The organism is Flavicella sp. (genome assembly GCF_029238425.1).
In the GTDB taxonomy this organism is placed as follows: domain Bacteria; phylum Bacteroidota; class Bacteroidia; order Flavobacteriales; family Flavobacteriaceae; genus Flavicella.
Genome location: NZ_JAQWGB010000074.1, coordinates 1 through 20720, shown reverse-complemented (window position 1 = coordinate 20720; position 20720 = coordinate 1). Strand labels below are relative to the sequence as shown.

17 protein-coding genes, 1 tRNA gene and 1 pseudogene are annotated in these 20720 nt (G+C 34.2%); 9 read left to right on the top strand and 10 right to left on the bottom strand.

The annotated features are described in order from the left end of the window. Positions 1–12 precede the first annotated feature (12 nt). From lptC to P8H68_RS05460, 4 genes are all read left to right on the top strand, one after another. Positions 13–582, top strand: a complete 570-nt coding sequence (gene lptC, locus P8H68_RS05475; protein WP_300322375.1) for an LPS export ABC transporter periplasmic protein LptC — start codon at positions 13–15, stop codon at positions 580–582. Then, complete coding sequence (locus P8H68_RS05470; RefSeq protein ID WP_300322374.1) at positions 582–761, top strand: hypothetical protein; 180 nt, start codon at positions 582–584, stop codon at positions 759–761. Before lptC ends, P8H68_RS05470 begins: the two co-directional genes overlap by 1 nt. Before the next feature lie 22 nt (positions 762–783). Next, positions 784–2046 (top strand): hemolysin family protein, encoded by a 1263-nt coding sequence (locus P8H68_RS05465; RefSeq protein ID WP_300322373.1) that lies wholly within the window; start codon positions 784–786, stop codon positions 2044–2046. Between the two features lie 163 nt (positions 2047–2209). Further along, on the top strand, positions 2210–4306 hold the full coding sequence (locus P8H68_RS05460; RefSeq protein ID WP_300322372.1) for a peptidylprolyl isomerase: 2097 nt from the start codon (positions 2210–2212) through the stop codon (positions 4304–4306). Positions 4307–4595: 289 nt separating this feature from the next. On the opposite strand, the gene P8H68_RS05455 is transcribed toward P8H68_RS05460, so the two are convergent. Both P8H68_RS05455 and rpsO read right to left on the bottom strand, forming a co-directional pair. Continuing rightward, positions 4596–6815, bottom strand: a complete 2220-nt coding sequence (locus P8H68_RS05455) for a polyribonucleotide nucleotidyltransferase (RefSeq protein ID WP_300322371.1) — start codon at positions 6813–6815, stop codon at positions 4596–4598. A 130-nt stretch (positions 6816–6945) separates the two neighbouring features. Next, positions 6946–7215, bottom strand: coding sequence for a 30S ribosomal protein S15 (gene rpsO / locus P8H68_RS05450; RefSeq protein WP_300322370.1), 270 nt, complete (start codon positions 7213–7215; stop codon positions 6946–6948). A gap of 179 nt (positions 7216–7394) precedes the next feature. Here rpsO and P8H68_RS05445 point away from each other — a divergent pair, with 179 nt between their 5' ends. Further along, a complete protein-coding gene (locus tag P8H68_RS05445; protein ID WP_300322369.1) occupies positions 7395–8246 on the top strand; it encodes a hypothetical protein in 852 nt (283 codons plus the stop codon). Positions 8247–8287: 41 nt separating this feature from the next. Here the strand turns inward: P8H68_RS05445 and accD are convergent, their stop codons facing one another. The 3 genes from accD to P8H68_RS05430 form a co-directional block, all read right to left on the bottom strand. Next, on the bottom strand, positions 8288–9145 hold the full coding sequence (accD, locus tag P8H68_RS05440) for an acetyl-CoA carboxylase, carboxyltransferase subunit beta (RefSeq protein WP_300322368.1): 858 nt from the start codon (positions 9143–9145) through the stop codon (positions 8288–8290). Positions 9146–9246: 101 nt separating this feature from the next. Continuing rightward, positions 9247–10314, bottom strand: a complete 1068-nt coding sequence (fbaA, locus tag P8H68_RS05435; protein ID WP_300322367.1) for a class II fructose-bisphosphate aldolase — start codon at positions 10312–10314, stop codon at positions 9247–9249. Positions 10315–10461: 147 nt separating this feature from the next. After that, positions 10462–12969 carry a BamA/TamA family outer membrane protein gene (locus tag P8H68_RS05430; protein ID WP_300322366.1) on the bottom strand — a complete coding sequence of 836 codons (2508 nt, stop codon included), beginning with the start codon at positions 12967–12969 and terminating at the stop codon, positions 10462–10464. A 178-nt stretch (positions 12970–13147) separates the two neighbouring features. On the opposite strand from P8H68_RS05430, the gene P8H68_RS05425 reads away from it, so the two are divergent. Continuing rightward, the gene (locus P8H68_RS05425) at positions 13148–13882 is read left to right on the top strand and encodes an RNA methyltransferase (RefSeq protein ID WP_300322365.1); all 735 of its coding nucleotides are present in this window, start codon (positions 13148–13150) and stop codon (positions 13880–13882) included. A gap of 2 nt (positions 13883–13884) precedes the next feature. Here the strand turns inward: P8H68_RS05425 and P8H68_RS05420 are convergent, their stop codons facing one another. From P8H68_RS05420 to P8H68_RS05400, 5 genes are all read right to left on the bottom strand, one after another. Next, positions 13885–14604, bottom strand: a complete 720-nt coding sequence (locus P8H68_RS05420; RefSeq protein ID WP_300322364.1) for a porin family protein — start codon at positions 14602–14604, stop codon at positions 13885–13887. 30 nt (positions 14605–14634) lie between these two features. Beyond that, positions 14635–15366: a bifunctional demethylmenaquinone methyltransferase/2-methoxy-6-polyprenyl-1,4-benzoquinol methylase UbiE gene (gene ubiE / locus P8H68_RS05415; protein WP_300322363.1), complete on the bottom strand. Its 732-nt coding sequence runs from the start codon at positions 15364–15366 to the stop codon at positions 14635–14637. Positions 15367–15379: 13 nt separating this feature from the next. After that, a complete protein-coding gene (locus P8H68_RS05410) occupies positions 15380–16276 on the bottom strand; it encodes a NifU family protein (RefSeq protein ID WP_300322362.1) in 897 nt (298 codons plus the stop codon). Between the two features lie 113 nt (positions 16277–16389). Continuing rightward, a complete protein-coding gene (locus tag P8H68_RS05405) occupies positions 16390–17802 on the bottom strand; it encodes a hypothetical protein (RefSeq protein WP_300322361.1) in 1413 nt (470 codons plus the stop codon). A gap of 37 nt (positions 17803–17839) precedes the next feature. Beyond that, positions 17840–18760, bottom strand: coding sequence for a hypothetical protein (locus tag P8H68_RS05400; RefSeq protein WP_300322360.1), 921 nt, complete (start codon positions 18758–18760; stop codon positions 17840–17842). Between the two features lie 106 nt (positions 18761–18866). Between P8H68_RS05400 and proS the strand changes: the two genes are divergently transcribed. The 3 genes and pseudogenes from proS to P8H68_RS05385 all read left to right on the top strand — a co-directional run. Further along, positions 18867–20345: a proline--tRNA ligase gene (gene proS / locus P8H68_RS05395; RefSeq protein ID WP_300322359.1), complete on the top strand. Its 1479-nt coding sequence runs from the start codon at positions 18867–18869 to the stop codon at positions 20343–20345. 186 nt (positions 20346–20531) lie between these two features. Further along, a tRNA-Glu gene (locus tag P8H68_RS05390) sits at positions 20532–20603 on the top strand. 28 nt (positions 20604–20631) lie between these two features. Beyond that, positions 20632–20720, top strand: a pseudogene (locus P8H68_RS05385) (30S ribosomal protein S20); the annotation flags it as partial.

The window sequence follows — 20720 nt, the reverse complement described above, 5'->3', positions numbered from 1 at the left end:
AAAAATACATATATGTTGCAAAACATTTTTAAATGGATACAAAACATTGCTGCCCTTTTTGTGGTGGCAATGTTTTTTTCTTGTGCTAATAGTGTACAAGAGGTAAATGATTTCTTTGCGGATAAAAACTTACCGGTTGGAGAATCAAGAGATGTTAGGCATGTATATAAAGATTCAGGAAGAATTGTGTTCCGGTTGAATACTCCTTTGTTGTATGATTTCTCAAACAGAGAGAAGCATCCATATTCTGAGTATCCGAAGGGAATAAAAGTAGTAACAATTAGTAATTCAGGAGAAGATTCTACCACGGTTACGGGTGATTATGCAAAGTCATTTAATAAGACTCAAATTTCTGAGCTTATAGGAAATGTTGTCGTGTATAATCATACCGAAAAATCAATATTGAAAACACCGCAACTATATTGGGATCAACGAACTAATTATGTGTTTACAGAGAAAAAATTCTCTTTGATTACAGAGGGGGATACTATTAGAGGAAAAGGCTTTGAATCAAATATGGATTTGACCGGTTGGTTATTGAAAAAAATTAAAGGAGATATTCAAATTAAAGAAGAGGAATAATGAACACTTTTGGAAAGTATTTAGAGATAGCATATGCTATCATAGGAGTTATTTTTATTGGAGAAGGAATTGTATCTTGGTCAGAGGATAGAGAAAAGGCTTATCTTTCGATTGCTTTTGGAGTACTAGCAATATTTATGTTTTTCTTCAAAAGGAATTTTAGAAAAAAAAGATCTTAACAAAGTCTTGCTATAATTGTAAATGGAGATAGAAATTACCATCATTATTGCTTCAATACTGTTTTCTGCATTTTTTTCAGGAATGGAGATTGCGTTTATTTCTGCGAATAAATTGCATATTGAACTAGAGAAAAAACGGGAAGGACTTGCCTATGCGATTTTAGCAAAACTTACGGACAATTCTTCTAAGTTTATTACCACAATGCTGGTTGGGAACAACGTGTCTTTAGTTATCTATAGTTATTATATGGGGAAGCTTTTGGTGGATATTGCTGTTCCTCTTATTCCGTTTGAGTTAAATGAATTATTAGTTCTTTTTATTCAGACGTTTGTGTCTACTATTGTAATTCTTATTTCTGCAGAGTTTTTACCGAAGGCAATTTTTAGAATCTATGCCAACGAAACATTAAAGTTTTTTGTTTTTCCTGCCTACTTTTTTTATCTGATTTTTTACTTTATCACTGATTTTATTAGTAAAATTTCTGATTATTTTTTGAGAACATTTTTCAATACAAATGCTGATGAAGATCAAAAGGAATTCAGTAAGGAGGAATTAGGAGATTATATCACAGAGCAATTAGATACGTCTGATGAAACGAAAGAGATCGATTCGGAAATACAAATATTTCAAAATGCACTTGATTTTTACAATGTAAAAGCGAGAGAGATAATGGTTCCCAGGACGGAGATTACTGCTGTTGAAATTCATGAAACTGTAGCGAACCTAAAAAGCATTTTTGTGGAAACTGGTTTGTCAAAAATTTTGGTTTACAAGACTAGCTTGGATGATGTAGTGGGATATGTTAGAGTTTTTGATTTATTCAAAAGACCTAAAAGTATCAAATCAGTTTTAATGCCTGTAGAAGTGGTTCCAGAATCGATAAGTATTAGTGATGTATTGAATGTATTGACCAAAAAGAAGAAAAGTATTGCTCTGGTACTTGATGAATATGGTGGTACTTCAGGGATGATTACAGTTGAAGATATCATTGAAGAGATTTTTGGAGAAATCGAAGATGAGCATGATAGCATTGAGCTGATAGATGAAAAGGTAGAAGAGGGAATCTATAAATTTTCTGCGCGTTTAGAAATCGATCATATCAATGATACTTATAACTTAGAAATTCCAAAAGAAGAAAGCTACGAGACCTTAGGAGGTTTTATTTTGGAGCATACTGAGAGCATTCCTGAGAAGGAAGCACTAGTGAAAATAGGGGATTTTGAAATTCAAGTCACAAAAGTATCCGGGGCAAAAATAGAAGAAGTGGTGCTAAAAGTAATTTAGGTTACTGCCTGATTTTAATATAGCTACTTATTTATTTCTTGATTTTAAGAGTTTTTATTTTTTAGATTAAAAACTTTCCAATTTAATAAACTTTCACCTTTTTTTATTAGCTAGGAAATTGTATTTTCGCACACTATCAATAAATAATAACACATAATTTAGCATGGCAATATTATCAAAAATTAGAGAACGCTCAATGTTTTTAATCGTGATTATCGGTTTAGCGTTGTTTGCTTTTGTTGCAAGTCCAAAAGATATTTTAGACTTTTTTAATTCAAGTAAAGTAGACTCTGTAGGAGAAATTAATGGAGAGTCAATCAGTAGAAGAGATTTCGCTGCACAAGTAGAAGCTTACAAATCTAATGTAGGTCAAAATGTTTCTGAAACACAAGCTGTAAATGCTGTTTGGAATAATGTTTTGAGTGAGAAAATATTCAAAACTCAGTTAGAAGAAGCTGGTATTGTTGTAGGGGAAAAAGATATTTACGATGCTATTATTGAAATTCCTTCAATCAAAAATGCTGAGATTTTCAAGAATGAAATTGGTTTGTTTGACGAAGAAAAATTCAAATCATATTTAGCAAACTTAAAATCTAGTTCTGAAGCACAATCAAACAATGCTTGGTTGAACTGGTTACAAACGGAAAGAAGTGTAAAAGCAAATCTGGAAAAATCTGCCTATACGCAATTAGTAAGATATGGAGTTGGAGCTTCTTTGAAAGAGGGAGAAAGAGCTTATAAAGAAGGTCAAACTAAATTGAATGGTTCTTATGTATACGTGCCTTATTCTTCAATCAAAGATGAAGAGGTAGAAGTGAGTGCATCAGAGGTGGAAGCTTATGTGAATGCACATAAAGAGCAATTTTCTACAGAAGAGGCAAGAGATATCAAATATGTAAGTTTTGATATCAAGGCATCACAAGCGGATGAAGAAGCTTTAAAAGATGATTTGAATTACATAGTTCCTGCTTTTGTTAAGACGGAAAACATTTCTGAATTTATTGAAGACCAAGGAACAGATATTTCAAATGATGACAAGTTTTTGTTTAAAAACAATTTGCCTACGGTAGTAGCTGAAGAAATTTTTTCTGGAAATAAAGGAAATGTGGTTGGACCTTATAAGTTTCAAAATCATTTAAGACTTTCTAAGATTGTTGAATTTAAGAACATGCCAGATTCTGTTCAAGCAAGTCATATTTTAGTTTCTTATGTTGGTTCTAGATCAGCAAATACTGAAGTGACTAGATCAGAAGATCAAGCAAAAAAATTAGCTGATAGTATTTTGAATGTGGTTAAAAAGAGACCCTCTAAATTTGCAGTTCTTGCTAAATCTGTTTCTGCCGATAAATCAAATTCTGAAAAAGGAGGTGTCCTAGATTGGTTTACTTACAACCAAATGGTTCCTGAATTTAGAGATTATGCTTTTCAAAATAAAAAAGGAAGTGTTGGAATCGTAAAAACTATTTTTGGATACCATGTAATAAAAATTACAGATCAAAAGAATATTCAAAAAGCGGTTAAGTTAGCTACAATTGCAAAAAAAATTGAGGCTTCAGAGGAAACTGAAAATACAATTTTTGAACAAGCTGAGCAGTTAGCATATGATATTACAAACGGAGGGTCTATTGATGACTTAGCCAAAGAGAAAAACTTTATCGTACGTCCATTAGTTGGTTTAAAAGCGATGGAGGATGCTGTTGCTGGTTTAGGAACAAATAGAGGAATTGTTCGTTGGACTTTTGATGAAGAAACAAGCGTTAACAGTGTGAGACGTTTTGATCTTGAAAAAGGGTATGCTGTTGTGGTTTTAACAAATAAAACTGCGAAAGGGTTGACTTCTGCTTCTGCAGCATCTGCAAAAGTGAAGCCTATTTTAATTAAAGAAAAGAAAGCGGCTTTGATTGCTGCTAAAATGAACGGTTCAGATCTTAATGCTATTGCAACTGCAAATAGTACAGAGGTTAAAACATTTAGCAATGTTACTATGGCTGCACCAACTTTATCTGGAGTTGGAATTGAGCCAGGAGTTGTTGGAGCTATTTATGCATCAAATGTAGATAAGTTAGTATCTAACGTAGTAGGTGTAAAAGGTGTTTTTGCAATTAAAGTTTCTAAAAAAGAAGTTCCTGCTGAATTGCCAAGTTATGAAGGATCAAGAACTTCATTGGCAAAACAAAACCAAGGTAAATTATCTAGAGAGTTGTTTAATTCTTTAAAAGAATTAGCTGAGATAGAAGATAACAGAGCTTATATTTACTAAGCTATTATTGAATAAGTTAAAAGCCCTGAATGTAAATTCAGGGCTTTTTTTATGTCATTATTTTGGGCTTATCTATTGTCCGTACAAGTTTATAAGGGGCAAAATCGTTTATTTAAAGCTGATAGGCTTGTATCTTTGAAGTATTAAGAAGTAGGGCATTGGTTACATACTATATGTGATTATTGTAAACTTTAGGGGTAAAACTCTCGTAGGGATACGAGAGTTTTTTTTGTATAAAAAAATCCCATCAAAATGAATTGATGGGATTTTATAATTGTAAGAAAAAAGATTAGTCTCTTTTCTCTCTTGGTTTTCTATCGTCTCTGCGGTTATCGCGTCCACGGTTATCTCTACCTTTAGAGTTGTCTCTAGGAGGTCTAGCAACGTATCCTTCTGGCTTTTCTAATAAAGCTTTACGAGATACTTTTTCTTTACGAGTTTTAGGGTCAGTTCCGAAGTACTTCACTTCAAACTCATCACCCATATTAATTACATCAGAAACATTTTCAGTTCTTTCCCAAGCAATTTCACTTACATGTAATAAAACTTCGTTTCCTGGTGCATCTAAATACTCAACAACAGCACCAAAATCTAACATTTTGATTACTTTAACTTTGTAAGTATCTCCTTTGACAGGCTTGAAAGTAATCGAGTCAATTTTAGCTAAAACTTGCTCAATTCCTTCTGATCCTGTTCCTAAGATTTCAACAATTCCTTCTTCAGTCACTGGGTCTTCGTTGATAACGATTGTACAACCAGTAACTTTTTGTAATTCTTGAATGTTTTTACCACCTGGTCCAATCAATGCACCGATAAATTCATTAGGAATTCGTTTCGTAATCATTTTAGGAGAGTGAGATTTCACATCTTCGTTTGGTTGAGCAATAGTCTCAGTGATTTTATCTAAGATATGTAAACGACCGTCACGTGCTTGTTTCAATGCGTTTACTAAGATTTCATATGATAAACCTTTTACTTTGATATCCATCTGACAAGCAGTAATACCATCAGCAGTACCAGTAACTTTAAAGTCCATGTCACCTAAATGATCTTCATCACCTAAAATATCAGAAAGTACAGCATAACGATCACCATCAGAAATCAATCCCATAGCAATACCAGAAACTGGTTTTGTCATTTGTACACCTGCATCCATCATTGCCATAGTTCCAGCACAAACTGTTGCCATAGAAGAAGAACCATTAGATTCTAATACTTCAGATACAACTCTTACAGTGTAAGGACAGTCATCAGGAACCATTCCTTTCAATGCTCTTTGAGCTAAGTTTCCGTGTCCTACTTCTCTACGAGAAGTTCCTCTTAAAGGTCTTGCTTCACCAGTACAAAAAGGAGGGAAGTTATAGTGTAAGTAAAAACGCTCTTCACCTTCGTTCGTAGGAGAATCAATAATATTTGCATCTCTAGAAGTACCTAAAGTAACCGTTGCCAAAGCTTGAGTTTCCCCTCTAGTAAATACAGAAGAACCATGCGTAGAAGGTAAATAATCTACTTCACACCAAATAGGTCTGATTTCAGTAGTCTTACGTCCATCTAAACGCAAACCTTCTGCTAAAGTCAATTCACGTACCGCTTCCTTTTGAGCTTTGTTAAAGTACTTGCCAACTAAGTCTCCGTATTCTTCTAATTCCTCTTCAGTGAATGCAGCTTTCACTTCTTCTTTCACTTCTGCAAAGGCATCCGTTCTTTCAACTTTTGAAGTTCCTTTAGCAGCGATAGCATAACATTTATCGTATGCTAATCCGTTAATTTTTTCTGCTAATTCTTCGTTTTCATCTGCAACAGCATACTCACGAGTTTCTTTCTTTCCGAATGCTTCTGCCAATTTTACTTGAGCAGCACATTGTACTTTGATCGACTCATGTGCAAATTTAATTGCATCTGCCATTTCTTCTTCAGAGATTTCATCCATCTCACCTTCTACCATCATTACTGATTCAGCAGAAGCACCAATCATCATGTCTATATCAGACTCTGCTAATTGTGCTCTTGTAGGGTTGATTACGAATTCTCCATTTATTCTTGCTACACGTGCCTCAGAGATCGGAGTCTCAAAAGGAAGGTCACTTAATTGGATTGCAGCAGAAGCAGCTAATCCAGCTAAAGCATCGGGCATAACGTCTTCATCATGAGACATTAATTGAACCATTACTTGTGTTTCTGCGTGGTAGTCTTTAGGGAATAATGGACGCAATACACGGTCAATTAAACGCATTGTTAAAACTTCAGCATCACTTGGTCTTGCTTCTCTTTTGAAGAAACCACCTGGATACTTTCCAGCAGCAGCAAATTTTTCTCTGTAGTCTACCGTTAATGGTAAGAAGTCTACATCGCTTTGTTTGTAATTTGATACAACGGTACACAACAACATTGCTTTTCCCATCTGCACAACAACGCTACCATGAGCTTGTTTTGCTAATTTTCCTGTTTCTAACGAGATTGATCTTCCATCTCCAAGGTCGATAACCTCTCTAAATACTTTTGGAATCATACTTTAATTTCTAAATTTTGTTACTAAAAATGTGTGTGTGTTGTTTCGGGGTTGTTGAATTCCCTGTGGAGTAAAATACTAGTACCAAAAATAAAAAAGAGGCAATGAATATTGCCTCTTTTAGAGTTTTTTATTTTCTCAAGCCTAATTCCTTGATGATTGCACGATATCTTACGATATCAGTTTTGATCAAGTAATCAAGTAAACTTCTACGCTTACCTACCAATTTAACTAGAGAACGCTCAGTGTTAAAATCTTTACGATTGTTTTTTAAGTGCTCAGTTAAATGATTGATTCGTTGTGTGAACAACGCGATTTGTCCTTCTGATGATCCAGTGTTTGTTTCTGATCCACCATGCTTTTTAAAAAGCTCTTTTTTTGCTTCAGCTGTTAAATACATGCTAACATTAAATTTTAATTAATAATTTTTATGTATTGATAAGTATTTTATCAAGGCCGCAAAGATACCATTATTTTTGTATATAACAATTTGTTTGTTAAATTATGTGTGTCGTATTAAACCTTTTAGTAGTTTTATAGTCAGATAGTTAAAGTTAAACCAAGCAAAATTTATTTATGATGAAAAAAACTAAGTTATTTTACCCTGTTTTGTTATTGATGCTAGTATTCTTAATAGCAGGATGTGAATCAGAAAAAACTATTGATGAAGAGCAGGTTTCTTCGGAGACTATCGCTTCTATAGAAGATGCAGATGATATTGTTGATGAACTTGTTTCTATTTTGGAAGAAGTATATGCTGATGAAGAATTTTCTACGGTGGCTTTTAAAGAAGAAAAACGAGAAAAATTTTTACCTGAATGCGCTGTTAAAACAGTAGAACGAGAAGCAGGGATTAAAAATGTTACCATAGATTTTGGAGATGGATGTACCATGAAGAATGATAAAGTTTTAAAAGGGAAAGTACTGATGTCTTATGCAAGTGATAGATCATTAAAAACAAGATCAGTAACACATGGATATGAGGGCTTTTATATAAATGATAAGAAGATTTCTGGTGAGAGTAGCTCTGTGAAAGTATATTCTAATGAAAACGGGAATCGCCAAACTACCTTTACAGAAGCTATTTTAATCACATGGGATTCAGGAGAAACAGCTTCAAGAGAAGGAACTCGAATTACTGAATTAATTTCAGGAGGGGAACAAGAAGGATGGGCTTCAAAGGTGTATGAGATTTCTGGTAGTTGGACATCAACTTCAAAAAGTGGGGAGGTTCATTCTGTAGAAATTACAGAAAAGTTGCGCAAAGAATTGGCTTGTAGGTTTATTGTAAGTGGAGTAAAAGAAATCTCAAAAACAAATAAATCTGGTACTTTAGATTTTGGTGACGGTAGTTGTGATTCTAAAGCAACTTTTACCGATCTTGATGGAGTAATTGAAGAGATTGAGCTGCAAAAAAATAAAAGAAAATAGAAAAAGTAGAAATAAAAAAAGCCCCATAATTGGGGCTTTTTTTATGATCTTATTTTATCATTTGAAATCAAATCAATATAAAGATTGATTTGTTTTTTCAATTCTTTTCTTTCGTAAATAGCATCTAAGAAACCATGTTCCAATAAAAATTCAGAACGTTGGAATCCTTCAGGTAAATCTTTTCCTGTTGTGTCTTTTACTACACGTGGTCCTGCAAAGGCAATTAAGGCATTAGGTTCTGCAATGTTGATATCTCCTAACATAGCAAAAGAAGCAGTAATACCACCAGTTGTTGGATCAGTACATAAAGAAATATAAGGAACTTTTGCCTCAGCTAATAAAGCTAATTTAGCAGAAGTCTTTACCATTTGCATCAAAGACAAAGGGGCTTCTTGCATACGAGCACCACCTGATTTAGAAATCATTAAAAATGGAATTTTATGTTTGATAGAATAGTCAATTGCTCTAGCAATTTTTTCTCCTACCACACTCCCCATAGATCCACCAATAAAGGCGAAGTCCATACATGCGATTACCAAATCTTTTCCTAATGATTTTCCTACGGCAGTTCTAACAGCATCTTTTAAATTTGTTTTCTTCTGAGCGTCTTTTAATCTATCTGGATATGCTTTTGTGTCAGAGAAATTCAAAGGATCTGCTGCTTCTAAAGAAGCATCCAATTCTTTAAATTTATCGTCAAATAATATTTCAAAGTATTCTGCACTACCAATTCTTACATGGTATCCATCCTCACGACTAACATAAAGATTTTGTCTTAAGTCTTCAGTATCAACAATTTTTCCACTAGGCGTTTTGTACCACAATCCTTTAGGTACATCTTTTTTAGCTTCTGTAGGTGTGTTGATTCCTTTCTCTATTCTCTTAAACCAAGCTGACATAATTTATTCTGTTTTATAGTGGGCTAATTTACTAAAAAAATAAAGAGAAACTGAAATTAAATTCAGTTTCTCTTTAGGTATTATTGTAAATGTTTTTACTCTTAAAGAGTGTTCACATTGTTTAAGTCTTCGAAAGCTTTGATCAAACGAGTTTTTAAAGTAGCTTCACCTTTACGTAACCATACACGAGGATCGTAGTATTTTTTGTTAGGTGCTTCAGCTCCTTCTGGGTTACCAATTTGAGACTGTAAGTATGCGCTGTTATCTGCGAAGTAATCTCTGATTCCTTCCATAAATGCATATTGTAAGTCAGTATCAATATTCATTTTGATAGCTCCATATCCAATCGCTTCTCTAATTTCTTCAACTGAAGATCCAGATCCTCCGTGGAATACGAAATCAATTGGGTTGTGCTCTAATCCGTGTTTCTCTTCGATAAATTTCTGAGAGTTATCTAAAATCTTCGGAGTTAATTTTACATTTCCTGGTTTGTAAACACCATGTACGTTTCCAAAAGCAGCAGCAACTGTAAATCTAGGAGAAACTTCAGAAAGTTGCTCATAAGAATAGTTTACTTCTTCTGGTTGGGTGTATAATTTAGACTCATCAACATCAGAATTGTCAACACCGTCTTCTTCTCCACCAGTGATTCCTAATTCGATTTCTAAAGTCATTCCCATTTTATCCATACGCGCTAAATATTCTTTACAAATAGCGATATTTTCTTCTAATGGCTCTTCAGATAAATCAATCATATGAGAAGAGAATAAAGGTGATCCAGTTTCAGCAAAGTGCTTTTCTGAAGCATCTAATAAACCATCAATCCAAGGCAATAATTTTTTAGCAGCATGGTCAGTATGCAAGATTACAGGTACTCCGTAAGCAACAGCTAATTCGTGCACATGTTTCGCTCCAGCAACAGCTCCAGCAATAGCGCCTTTTTGATCCGTGTTATCTAATCCTTTACCAGCATTAAATACAGCTCCTCCATTCGAAAATTGAATGATAACAGGTGCGTTCAATTCTTTAGCTGTTTCTAAAACAGTATTGATTGTGTTGTTTCCTGTTACGTTTACAGCTGGGATTGCAAATTTCTTTGCTTTTGCCAACTTGAAAATTTCTTGAACTGCATCTCCTGTAGCAATTCCTGGTTTGATATTGTGACTCATGGTATCTATTTTTTTATAAAAATTTGAAACAAAAGTAACAATTTTAAATGATAATATGTTGTCTTTAAGTTAAGATGCTCACAGAAAAAAACGAAATCGATGTAGAAAAATATGATTTTTGACAGCTTGTTTTTGAGAATATGGCTGTTAGAAAGGGTAGTTTATCCCGATATTTATAACTGCTCTACTAAAATTGTAATTTCTAAACCATCTGTTACCTTCTAAATAAGGTTCGTAGGTTTTGAAACCTAAATCAGTTCTGAATACAAAAAAGCTAAAGTCATAACGAATACCAAACCCTGTTCCAATGGCACTGTTTTTTATAGATTCCCAACTTGTGAATTTGTCACCAGGAGCAGAAACCTCAGAGTTTGTGATATCCCAAATGTTCCCTGCATCGATAAAAAGAGCTCCTTTAAAAGTCTTGGTGATCCCAAATCTGTATTCTAAATTGGTGATAAGCTTTAAACTACCTACATTATATTCAAGGTTGTTGCTGTTAGAACCTGGTCCAAGTTCATAAGTTCTATACGCTCTGATATCACTTGAACCACCAATAAAATAACTGCTTGTAAAAGGAATGTCCTTTGAATTACCATACGGTATTGCAATACCAGCAAAAGTTCTTGATACTAGAACCGTAGTTTTAGAGGGAGTCCAGTATTTGATAAATTCAAAATCAGTTTTCACATATTGTGCAATAGGTGTCTCGGCAATAGTTTTAACTCCATCAGCATTTGTTTCGTTCACTAAGGCGGAAGAAATATTACCAGCCGCAATTAATTTGGCTTTGAAGAACATATAGTTGTTGTCCTTAAAATCACTTTTTGTGGTGTATGTAAAAGAATAGGTAATGGCAGGAATCACAAAATCTGTGGTGATAATTTCATTACGTTTTTCAATGTTTTTTGCGGTTTGGTAGGCCTCCGGATCGACTTGTTGAAAATCATCGTCAATTTTTTCATCTATAAATTGTAGGGCATTGTCTTCTGTAAGTGGATAGTCAGGGAAATATTCTTGTTGTATGACAACCAGATCGTTGTATTGAGATGAATAAATATAAAAGTATTGGTCCTTGTTAAGGTTTTTTACATATTGTGCATTGATTGGTTCAAATGTGTGCTTAACTCTTTTGTTGGGAGTCCAGGAATAGTCGACAAAGGCGGTTATCTTTTGTTTATCCAATCCAATGTTTTTTTGGAAACCTGTACCTATAGAGAATAATGTTTTAGGTGCCATTCTTTTGTCTATAAAGGAATCCCACCCAAATGGGATGACAATTTTAGGAACTTCTAAGGAGGCATCTGCACTAATCTCCCAGGAACTAAAGGGCCTATCATCAGTACTTCCTATATTTTTTGCAACATCAAAAATAGATCCTTTAAAGGAAAGTTTGAAAATTTCAGCATTTCTAAAAGTATTCCTATTGATAAAAGAGAATCCACCTGCAAAACCAAGTTGTTTTACGTTTGAATGGATGACCTCTGTATTCATTCCAACAGAATATTTTTTTAGCGGACTTAAAACAATAGTAGCAGAAAGTTCGTCTTCATTTACCTCTTGATATTTTATTTTTACCATCTTAAAGTTTTTCAAAAGTTTCAAGTGTCGTCTGGTTAAAGATCTGGCACTGTCTTTATAAATATCTCCAGGCTCTATAAAAACAGCATTAAGTAAAGATTTTGGGTTGTACTTTAATTTGTCATGTGAATAAAAATGAAACCCATTGTATACGGTAGTATCTTTAAAACTTTCGTTTTTTCGTTCGTAGCTATAATCAGTAAAAATTCCAATTTTAGTTATTTTCTGAACCTTCAAAGGTTTGGTCTCAATAACTCCTTCATTTTCTATCAATCGATCTGTTATTTTTAAAATAACATCTGTTTTGTGATCGGTAGCCAAAGTATCAATTTCATGAAATCCTATTTGATTTTCTGCAAAATGATAAATCCCAGAATTTCTAAATGTTCTGGTAAGTCGATCTGCTTCTTTTCGGAAATTAAGATCTCTATAAATTTCACCTGTTTTTATAAAAGAATTCTCTTTTGTCAATTGGTAAATAGAGTCCAAAGTATTAGAGTCAATAATGGTTTTAATAGAATCCAAACGAAAAGGTTCATTTTTTGTAATCCTATAGCGGACATCTGCTTTTTCAACTTTTAATCGAATATCGTAGTCTACTTCTGCATTGAAATATCCATTGTTGAAATAATAATTTCTAAGTTTTTCTGTTGTTTTTTCTGCCTTTATTTCGTCCAAAATAACGGGCGCTTGTCCTCCTTCTAAAAACCATTTATTTCTAGAGGCATGAGATTGTTTCAAACGTTCGGTTTGTTTTTCAGAAAATATTTTTCTTAAGGCTGCAAATGTTTTTGGATTTCTTTCAACGCGTTTTGCGTAATTCTCTTCATAATCTTTATCACCAAGATTATAAAAATAAAGAGGAAATAGAATCCCAAGGAATGTAGTGTTGGGACGCTGGATTACAAAATCTTTAGCTTCATTGTCTAATTTGTTTTTGTCGTCTATGTAAATTTTATTTTTAGACAACATAAACTCTCCTTCAGGAACATATTTTGTAGAGTTACAGGCATTGAAAATCAATACGATTCCAATATAGAATATAAATGATATCTTATAATTTTTAAGCAACAATAACCTGGTTTTATGAGTTTCAAAAATAGTACTTTTGAGTGGTTAATTCATATATCTTCTTGTTGTTTGGTTTAGAATTAATTTTTCCTGAGTAAAAAGTGTACTTTTGCCTTGTAATTAAGGAGAATTTGTTAAAATTAAAAATCTTGCCTTTTATCTTTACAAGATTGTTTTTTATATGGAATTATCAAAAAATAAAATAAAACTGATCAAGAGTTTAGATCAAAAGAAACAACGTTTGAAGCATCAATTATTTGTTGCGGAAGGAAAAAAAGTAGTACAAGAGCTTTTGACATCTTCATTGGAATGTGAGGCTTTGTTCGTTACAAAGGAAATGGAGCTGTTATTTGAAAACGAATCTTATGCTGTTATCACAGAGTTGGATTTGAAAAAAATAACTTCTTTGAAATCTCCGAATGGGGTTCTAGCCTTATTTAAAATTCCAGCTGCACAGCAGGTTAAAACAGAGGGGTTGATTGTCGCTTTGGATGCAATTAATGATCCTGGGAATTTAGGAACTATAATTAGACTTTGTGACTGGTTCGGTGTCGAGCAGTTGGTCTGTTCTGAAAATACTGTGGATTGTTTCAACTCCAAAGTTGTGCAATCAACTATGGGATCTTTGTCTAGAGTATCTATAGTGTATCTTCCGTTGGCCGAGTATTTACAAAACACAGACCTGTCAATTTTCTGTGCAGATATGGAAGGGCAGAATGTATACCAATCTGAATTACCCTCTAGAGGTATTTTGGTGATGGGGAATGAAGCAAATGGAGTTTCAGAAGAAATTGAAAATCTATGTACTGACAAAATTATGATTCCTCGTTTTGGAAAAGTTCAAGAAACAGAAAGCCTTAATGTTGCCACAGCAACAGCAATTTTGTTAAGTGAATTCCAAAGAAAAAACGTGTAGTTTTATTCAAAAGCTAACTTGATAAACAGACTTCGAGATCCCATAAACTCAATTGGGTCTGTCCATGGACTTGGGCCATTTTGAGGATTATCATAAAGAATTTCATTTGTCATTGCAAATTGACCTCTGATAGATGGAGAGAATTTGAAATAATGAAAGTAAAAATCAAAACCGAAACCTACTTCATACATAAAGTTATGTGTTCGTGTTCTAAACTGGCCACTAAAATTATCATCGGTGCTTTTTTGATTGCTTGAAAAATTATAATCATATGAGAAACCACCAATCAAATAAGGTTTTACGTTGTTCAATCGAAACGCACTGTATTTTATTAAAATAGGGACGTGCAAATAAGTAGATTCTATTTTCGCTTGTGAAAATTGGTCGTAAACTCCAAGGTTATTATTGTCGATAAAATACAAAGTACTCTCGTTGCTAATCAATCCTGGTTCTAGTCTAAGATTGAAATGCTTGTCAATTTTCATGTCAGCAATTAACCCAACATTAAAACCCGTTTTACTATCAAGTTCAACGCTTGTATTAGGGAAATCATTTGGTTTGTAATTTATTTTGTAGTCGCTATTATTCCAGCCTAAATAAAAGCCCCAATGCAATTCATGTTTATCAAAACTTGGTAATTGATTTACTTTTCTGTGTTGAGAAAAAACACAAGTTGTAAAAGCAAATAGGGGTAAAATAACAAGTAATTTAATTTTTTTCATTGTCTAATAATTTCAAAATCAGCAAACATATTAATTTTTAGTTGCTGAGTAAATTGAAGCTACTCCAAAGGTAACCGGAATATCTATACAATTACTAAACCCATTTTTTTCTAAAATATTGTTGAAGGCCTTCCCAAAAGGAAAAGCATTTGCAGATTCAGATAGGTAAGAATAGGCAGTTTTGTCTTTTGAAAACAGTTTGCCAACTAGTGGTAAAATAAACTTAGAATGTATCTGGTACCCTTGTTTGTATGGCGTTTTGGTAGGTACAGCAGTCTCTAAAACCACAAAAGTTCCACCCGGTTTTAGTACCCTTAAAATTTCTTTCAATCCTTTGTCTAAATTTTCAAAATTTCTAACTCCAAAGGAAACTGTGATTGCGTCAAAATAATTATCCTCGAATGGAATGTTCTCAGAATCTCCAAGTACCATTTTTACAAGGTTGGATAAATTTTTATCGGCAATTTTTTCTTTTCCTACTTCAAGCATTCCTGCAGAGATATCCAATCCTACCACTTCCTCAGGATTTAAATCGGCCATCATGATTGCTAAATCACCGGTTCCGGTTGCGATATCTAGGATTTTTTTAGGATTATTTTTTCCGATTAATTGGATGACTTTTTTTCTCCATTTGACATCAATACCAAATGAAATGACACGGTTTAGACCATCATAATTTTCAGAAATAGCATCAAACATTTTTGCTACCTGCTCCTTTTTTCCAAGTTCAGAGTCCTTGTAGGGCGTTATTTTTTTTGACATAAATTCGTAAAGTTTATCCGTTTACTGCCATAACAGCACTTACTTTATTTGGAAGCATTTCTTTTAACATGGTTTCAATACCATTTTTTAAGGTAACTGTAGAGGACGGACATCCGCTACATGCACCTTGTAATATCACATTTACAACTTGAGTCTCCTCATCGTATGATTGAAAAACAATGTTTCCACCATCTGCTGCCACAGCTGGCTTTACATATTCTTCAAGAATTCCTGCAATATCTAAAGATGTTCCTTCCAATTCTTTGATGTCAACAGTAGGGATTTCCACCTTTGGCATTTGCATTGTTTCATCAATGATCAACTTATTTTCTTCAATATAAGTTTTGATAAACTGACGTAGATCATTTATGATGTCTGAATTCCATTCAACACTGTCATTTTTAGTAATTGAAACATAGTTCTCAGCGATATAAACTTCTTTTACAAAAACGTATTTAAAAAGTTCAGCAGCTAAGGGTGAATTTGTTGTTTCTGATTCGTTTTTATACTCGAAGTCATTTTCAGTTAGCAAACGATTGCTACCAAATTTCATTACCTCAGGGTTTGGTGTGCTTTCTGCGTAAATTTCAATTGAGACTTTTTTAGGTTCAGCAGCACTTGTAACCACTTCATTTCCTTGATTTAAATACATCTCAATTAACTCTCTAATTTCATGCTCAATATCTGACCATTCAACAATGTCAAATTTTTCAATTGCAATAAAATTAGCACTGATGAAAACCTTGCTTACAAATGGTAAATGAAATAACTGTTTAGATAAAGGAGATTCCTTTGTTTCGTCTACATTGTTATATTGATAACTACCCCCTTGCGTTAGCAATTGGTTGCTGTTGAATTTAACAATACTCGGATTGTTAGTTGCTTCTATTGTAATTTGATGTTTGCTCATCTTGCTGAAATTATTTTATGCAAAAATAAGCTAATTACTCCAAAAATTGAGAGAGATATATCGAAACTTCAAATCCTTGAATAAAATGTATCTATGTGGTTTGATAAGATGATTTAAAAAGTAAAAGAAAGCGTTGTTGTTATTCTGCTACTTGCATTTAAAAGGCTAATGTCGTTTACGGGTTCAGAACTATGATAGATGGAATAAGTGCCGTCTATTTCTGTGTATTGATACGCAAAGTCTAATTTGGCATGCTTGAACTTTAAACCAAGTCCTGCCGAAACTCCTTTTTTGTAGATAGAGTCTTCTTCGGATTTATATGGACTTTCTTCTAAAAATGCTCCTCCTCTTAGACTTATTTGATTGAATCTTAATTCTCCACCACCTCTTACACCCCTTGCGGTGGTCAAAGTATTGCTGATTTCTTCTGCTTCTGGGCCAAAATTATATCCGTCTTTTAGTCTAATCAAACTATAGTTTTTTTGATGATAGTCAACGCTAATCAAACCATGTTGTCCTAAAGTAATGGCAGCGCTTGCAGTCCATTTTTCTGGAGTGTTTAGATTGTATCTATAGGTAAGAAGTTCTGGGTAACTCGTATTCGTGTTTGAGTAATCTTCAGAGATATCACTACTAATAATATTTAAGTATCCTTGTTCTTGGAAACCAGTGTAAGAATTGTCAGTGTCGTAATCTATAGCATTGGATTCTTCAATAACCTCTGGGTGCCAAACAGGACTCTGATAAGCAACTCCTAATCTTAAATTTCTAAAGGGTTTTAAAATGACTCCAATTCCTAAAGAGACCCCTGTACTTTCTTCAGATACAAATTGATCGTAGAAAGCATCTAAAGTATTTCCATTTTCGTCGGAATTGTATTCTGTCAAATAAGTTTCCTGTGAGAATTCTAAAGTATGGAAATTCATGGCAGCACCAATATAAAAGAAATCTTTGTATGCTGATGAAAGTGAGAAGTTATATACTTCATGTTTTCCATGGGTTGTGTTTTGGAAAATTTGTTCATCAGGTATGTTATAAGGTGTAAAAGTATCATCATACGGATGCAAGTCGTAACGCACAAAATTTCCGTTGTTTCCTCTGGTGGTATAATCTCCTCGAAAATCGTTTATCATACTATAGTTAAAGCCTAAAGTGAATTTTGACCAATCAGAACTCTGGTATGGAGCGTCAAAAACAATTGCCATACCAAATTGGGGAAATCTTGCGCTTGAGTTTGAGTTATAGGATGTTTTCCCATAATAAGAGGCGTCCGTATTTAAATTGGTTTGAGAATAAGTTAAAGAGATTTCTGTTCTGGCAAATACAGCACCACCGGCTGGGTTTTGATACATAGAACTTAACTCGCCTCCAAGAGCACCGAAGGCGCCACTCATGGCGTTGTATCTAGCAGATCCATTGTAGTTTTCTTGACTAAATAAAACTCCCAGATCCGTATAGCTAATGCTTTGAGACAATAAAGTACTGCTCACAACGAATAAAACTGAAAATAAATATATTTTTTTCATTCTTGAGATTTTAGGTGATTGTTAGGATTCAAATAAATTATCTTCTCCTACTACTGCTTCTACTTGATGAACGAGATGATCTTCCTGAACTAGATCTAGAGGAGCTGCTTCTTGAAGAAGCACTACTGCTCCTGCTTGAAGAACTGGATCTTGAGGGGGTATAACTTCTAGAAGAACTACTTCTGGAAGAGCTGCTTCTGGAGTATCCCGAGCTTCTGCTACTGTTGCTTGAGCTAGGTGTATAGCTTCTTGTGCTTCTACTAGAGGAACTTGTTCCATTGCTCCTGGAGTTTGTATAACGGTTATACTTACTAGATGTTGCATAGTTTGATCTTCTCGTAGAAGAAGTAGGTTTGAAATTGCTAGAACTTCTATAAGCTGAACTGCGTCTGCTTGAATTGACAGAGCTTCTGCTACCTGTTCTGCTATAACTAGAGCTTTTACTGTATCCTCTGCTTCTTGATGTATTGCTTGCTAGGTAGCTAGAGTTGTAAGTGCTTCGTTTCCCGTAATAAATATTATTCGGGTAGCTGTGGTAATGATAGCTATAGTAAGGAGGGTAGTAAAAAGGTGCGTAAAAATTCACGCCATAATAAGCGGTTCCATAGAAAAAGGGATCGTAATAACCAGCCGTCCAATACGGTTCAATAGTGTTGTTTATATATACATTGGTAACATTATTTTCTACGATGGCTGGTTCTTGGTAATAATCTCCTTCAGGATTTTCAAGTTGTTCGTAGTATAAATCTTCTTCAATGTCAGCCACGCCGTTTGAAAAAGTTCTGTAAGGGTCGTTAATTACTTGTTGCTGAGCCTTCTTTTTCTTTGGTGTAGGGTAAATTCCATCAGGGTTTTCCGCATAATATTGCGAAGAACCACAAGAAGAAAGTCCAATTAGTAAAAGTAGGATAGGAGTAAAGCCAATAATTTTATCGAAATAAGTAGTTGTTAGTTTCATAATCCTTGATTTTTTATTGTTGAACAATCTAAATTTAATTAGTTTTGCCAAACGATTTCAGCTGATATCATGTTGAAATTACAATATTTATGCCAAACTTTTATAGATGAGCGGGAAATTAACAAAACGTAGTGAGGATTACTCAAAGTGGTACAATGAATTAGTTGTAAAAGCTGACTTAGCAGAAAATTCTGCGGTAAGAGGTTGTATGGTTGTAAAACCTTATGGGTATGCCATATGGGAAAACATGCAAAAAGTATTAGATGAAATGTTCAAAGAAACAGGTCATGAAAATGCATATTTCCCTTTATTAGTTCCGAAAAGCTTGTTTGAAGCGGAGGAAAAAAATGCAGAAGGTTTTGCAAAAGAATGTGCCGTTGTTACACATTACCGATTGAAAAATGACCCTGACAAAGAAGGGAAGTTGATGGTAGATCCGAATGCGAAACTAGAAGAGGAATTGGTTGTGAGACCAACCAGTGAGGCTATCATTTGGAATACTTATAAAGGATGGATTGAGTCTTATAGAGATCTTCCATTGTTGGTAAATCAATGGGCGAATGTGATGAGATGGGAGATGAGAACTCGTTTGTTTTTAAGAACAGCAGAGTTCCTTTGGCAAGAGGGGCATACAGCTCATGCAACAGAAGCAGAGGCTCTTGAAGAAACGACTAAAATGCAAAATGTATATGCTGAGTTTGCTGAGAATTATATGGCGATGCCTGTAATAAAAGGTGTGAAAACTGAAAGTGAGCGTTTTGCGGGTGCTTTAGATACCTATACCATAGAAGCTTTGATGCAAGATGGAAAAGCGTTGCAAGCAGGAACTTCTCATTTCTTGGGTCAGAATTTTGCGGAAGCATTTGATGTAAAGTTTACAACCAAAGAAGGAAAGAAAGAACATGTTTGGGCAACCTCATGGGGGGTGTCTACGAGATTGATAGGTGGATTGATCATGACACATTCTGATGATTTAGGTTTGGTATTGCCTCCTAAATTGGCGCCGATTCAAGTGGTGATTGTACCTATTTTCAGAAAAGAGGAACAATTGGATGCAATATCTGAAAAGGTATCTGGAATTGTAAAATCTCTTAAAAAGAGAGGCGTGTCAGTTAAATTTGACAATAGGACTACTCATAAACCAGGATGGAAATTTGCAGAGTATGAACTGAAAGGTGTTCCTTTAAGAATTGCAATGGGACCTAGAGATCTTGAAAACGGTACTTTAGAATTGGCAAGGCGTGATACTTTGACAAAGGAAGTTGTAGAGCAAGATGGAATAGAGGATAAGATTGTGGCTTTGTTAGAGGAGATTCAAGAAAGTCTATTAGCTAAAGCTAAAAGCTATAGAGACGAGCATATAACTAAAGTTGATGATTTTGAGGAGTTCAAAAAAGTAATTGATACCAAAGGTGGTTTTGTTTTAGCTCATTGGGATGGAACAGAAGAGACTGAGGATAAGATCAAAGAACTTACAAAAGCAACCATTAGATGTATTGCCTTGGATCAAGAAGAAGAGCAGGGGGGGTGTGTCTATTCTGGAAAGCCATCTTCAAAAAGAGTGCTTTTTGCAAAGGCATATTAAAAAATAATAATTTTTGTTTGCAGAAGTTGAAATCTAGTGTATCTTTGCAACCGCAAATCGAGAGAGATGCATTCGTTTTTTTACATATTGATCGCATTAGGATTTAGCTTTGAAATAAATTAACAATTTGTTTGTTGGTTTTATAAAAAGTTGTATTTTTGCATCGCTTTAAAAAAGCAAACAATTGGTCCGTTCGTCTAGGGGTTAGGACGCATGGTTTTCATCCATGTAACAGGGGTTCGATTCCCCTACGGACTACGAAAATTAAGTTTTAAGAAATTAAGTTATGGCAAATCACAAGTCAGCATTAAAAAGAATTAGAAGCGATCGCGAGAAGCAGTTGAGAAATAAGTATCAGCATAAAACTACTCGTAA

Coding starts and splice junctions, on each gene's coding strand:
- lptC (WP_300322375.1), top strand. CDS start 13: ATGTTGCAAAACATTTTTAAATGGATACAAAACATTGCTGCCCTTTTT.
- P8H68_RS05470 (WP_300322374.1), top strand. CDS start 582: ATGAACACTTTTGGAAAGTATTTAGAGATAGCATATGCTATCATAGGA.
- P8H68_RS05465 (WP_300322373.1), top strand. CDS start 784: ATGGAGATAGAAATTACCATCATTATTGCTTCAATACTGTTTTCTGCA.
- P8H68_RS05460 (WP_300322372.1), top strand. CDS start 2,210: ATGGCAATATTATCAAAAATTAGAGAACGCTCAATGTTTTTAATCGTG.
- P8H68_RS05455 (WP_300322371.1), bottom strand. CDS start 6,815: ATGATTCCAAAAGTATTTAGAGAGGTTATCGACCTTGGAGATGGAAGA.
- rpsO (WP_300322370.1), bottom strand. CDS start 7,215: ATGTATTTAACAGCTGAAGCAAAAAAAGAGCTTTTTAAAAAGCATGGT.
- P8H68_RS05445 (WP_300322369.1), top strand. CDS start 7,395: ATGAAAAAAACTAAGTTATTTTACCCTGTTTTGTTATTGATGCTAGTA.
- accD (WP_300322368.1), bottom strand. CDS start 9,145: ATGTCAGCTTGGTTTAAGAGAATAGAGAAAGGAATCAACACACCTACA.
- fbaA (WP_300322367.1), bottom strand. CDS start 10,314: ATGAGTCACAATATCAAACCAGGAATTGCTACAGGAGATGCAGTTCAA.
- P8H68_RS05425 (WP_300322365.1), top strand. CDS start 13,148: ATGGAATTATCAAAAAATAAAATAAAACTGATCAAGAGTTTAGATCAA.
- P8H68_RS05420 (WP_300322364.1), bottom strand. CDS start 14,604: ATGAAAAAAATTAAATTACTTGTTATTTTACCCCTATTTGCTTTTACA.
- ubiE (WP_300322363.1), bottom strand. CDS start 15,366: ATGTCAAAAAAAATAACGCCCTACAAGGACTCTGAACTTGGAAAAAAG.
- P8H68_RS05410 (WP_300322362.1), bottom strand. CDS start 16,276: ATGAGCAAACATCAAATTACAATAGAAGCAACTAACAATCCGAGTATT.
- P8H68_RS05405 (WP_300322361.1), bottom strand. CDS start 17,802: ATGAAAAAAATATATTTATTTTCAGTTTTATTCGTTGTGAGCAGTACT.
- P8H68_RS05400 (WP_300322360.1), bottom strand. CDS start 18,760: ATGAAACTAACAACTACTTATTTCGATAAAATTATTGGCTTTACTCCT.
- proS (WP_300322359.1), top strand. CDS start 18,867: ATGAGCGGGAAATTAACAAAACGTAGTGAGGATTACTCAAAGTGGTAC.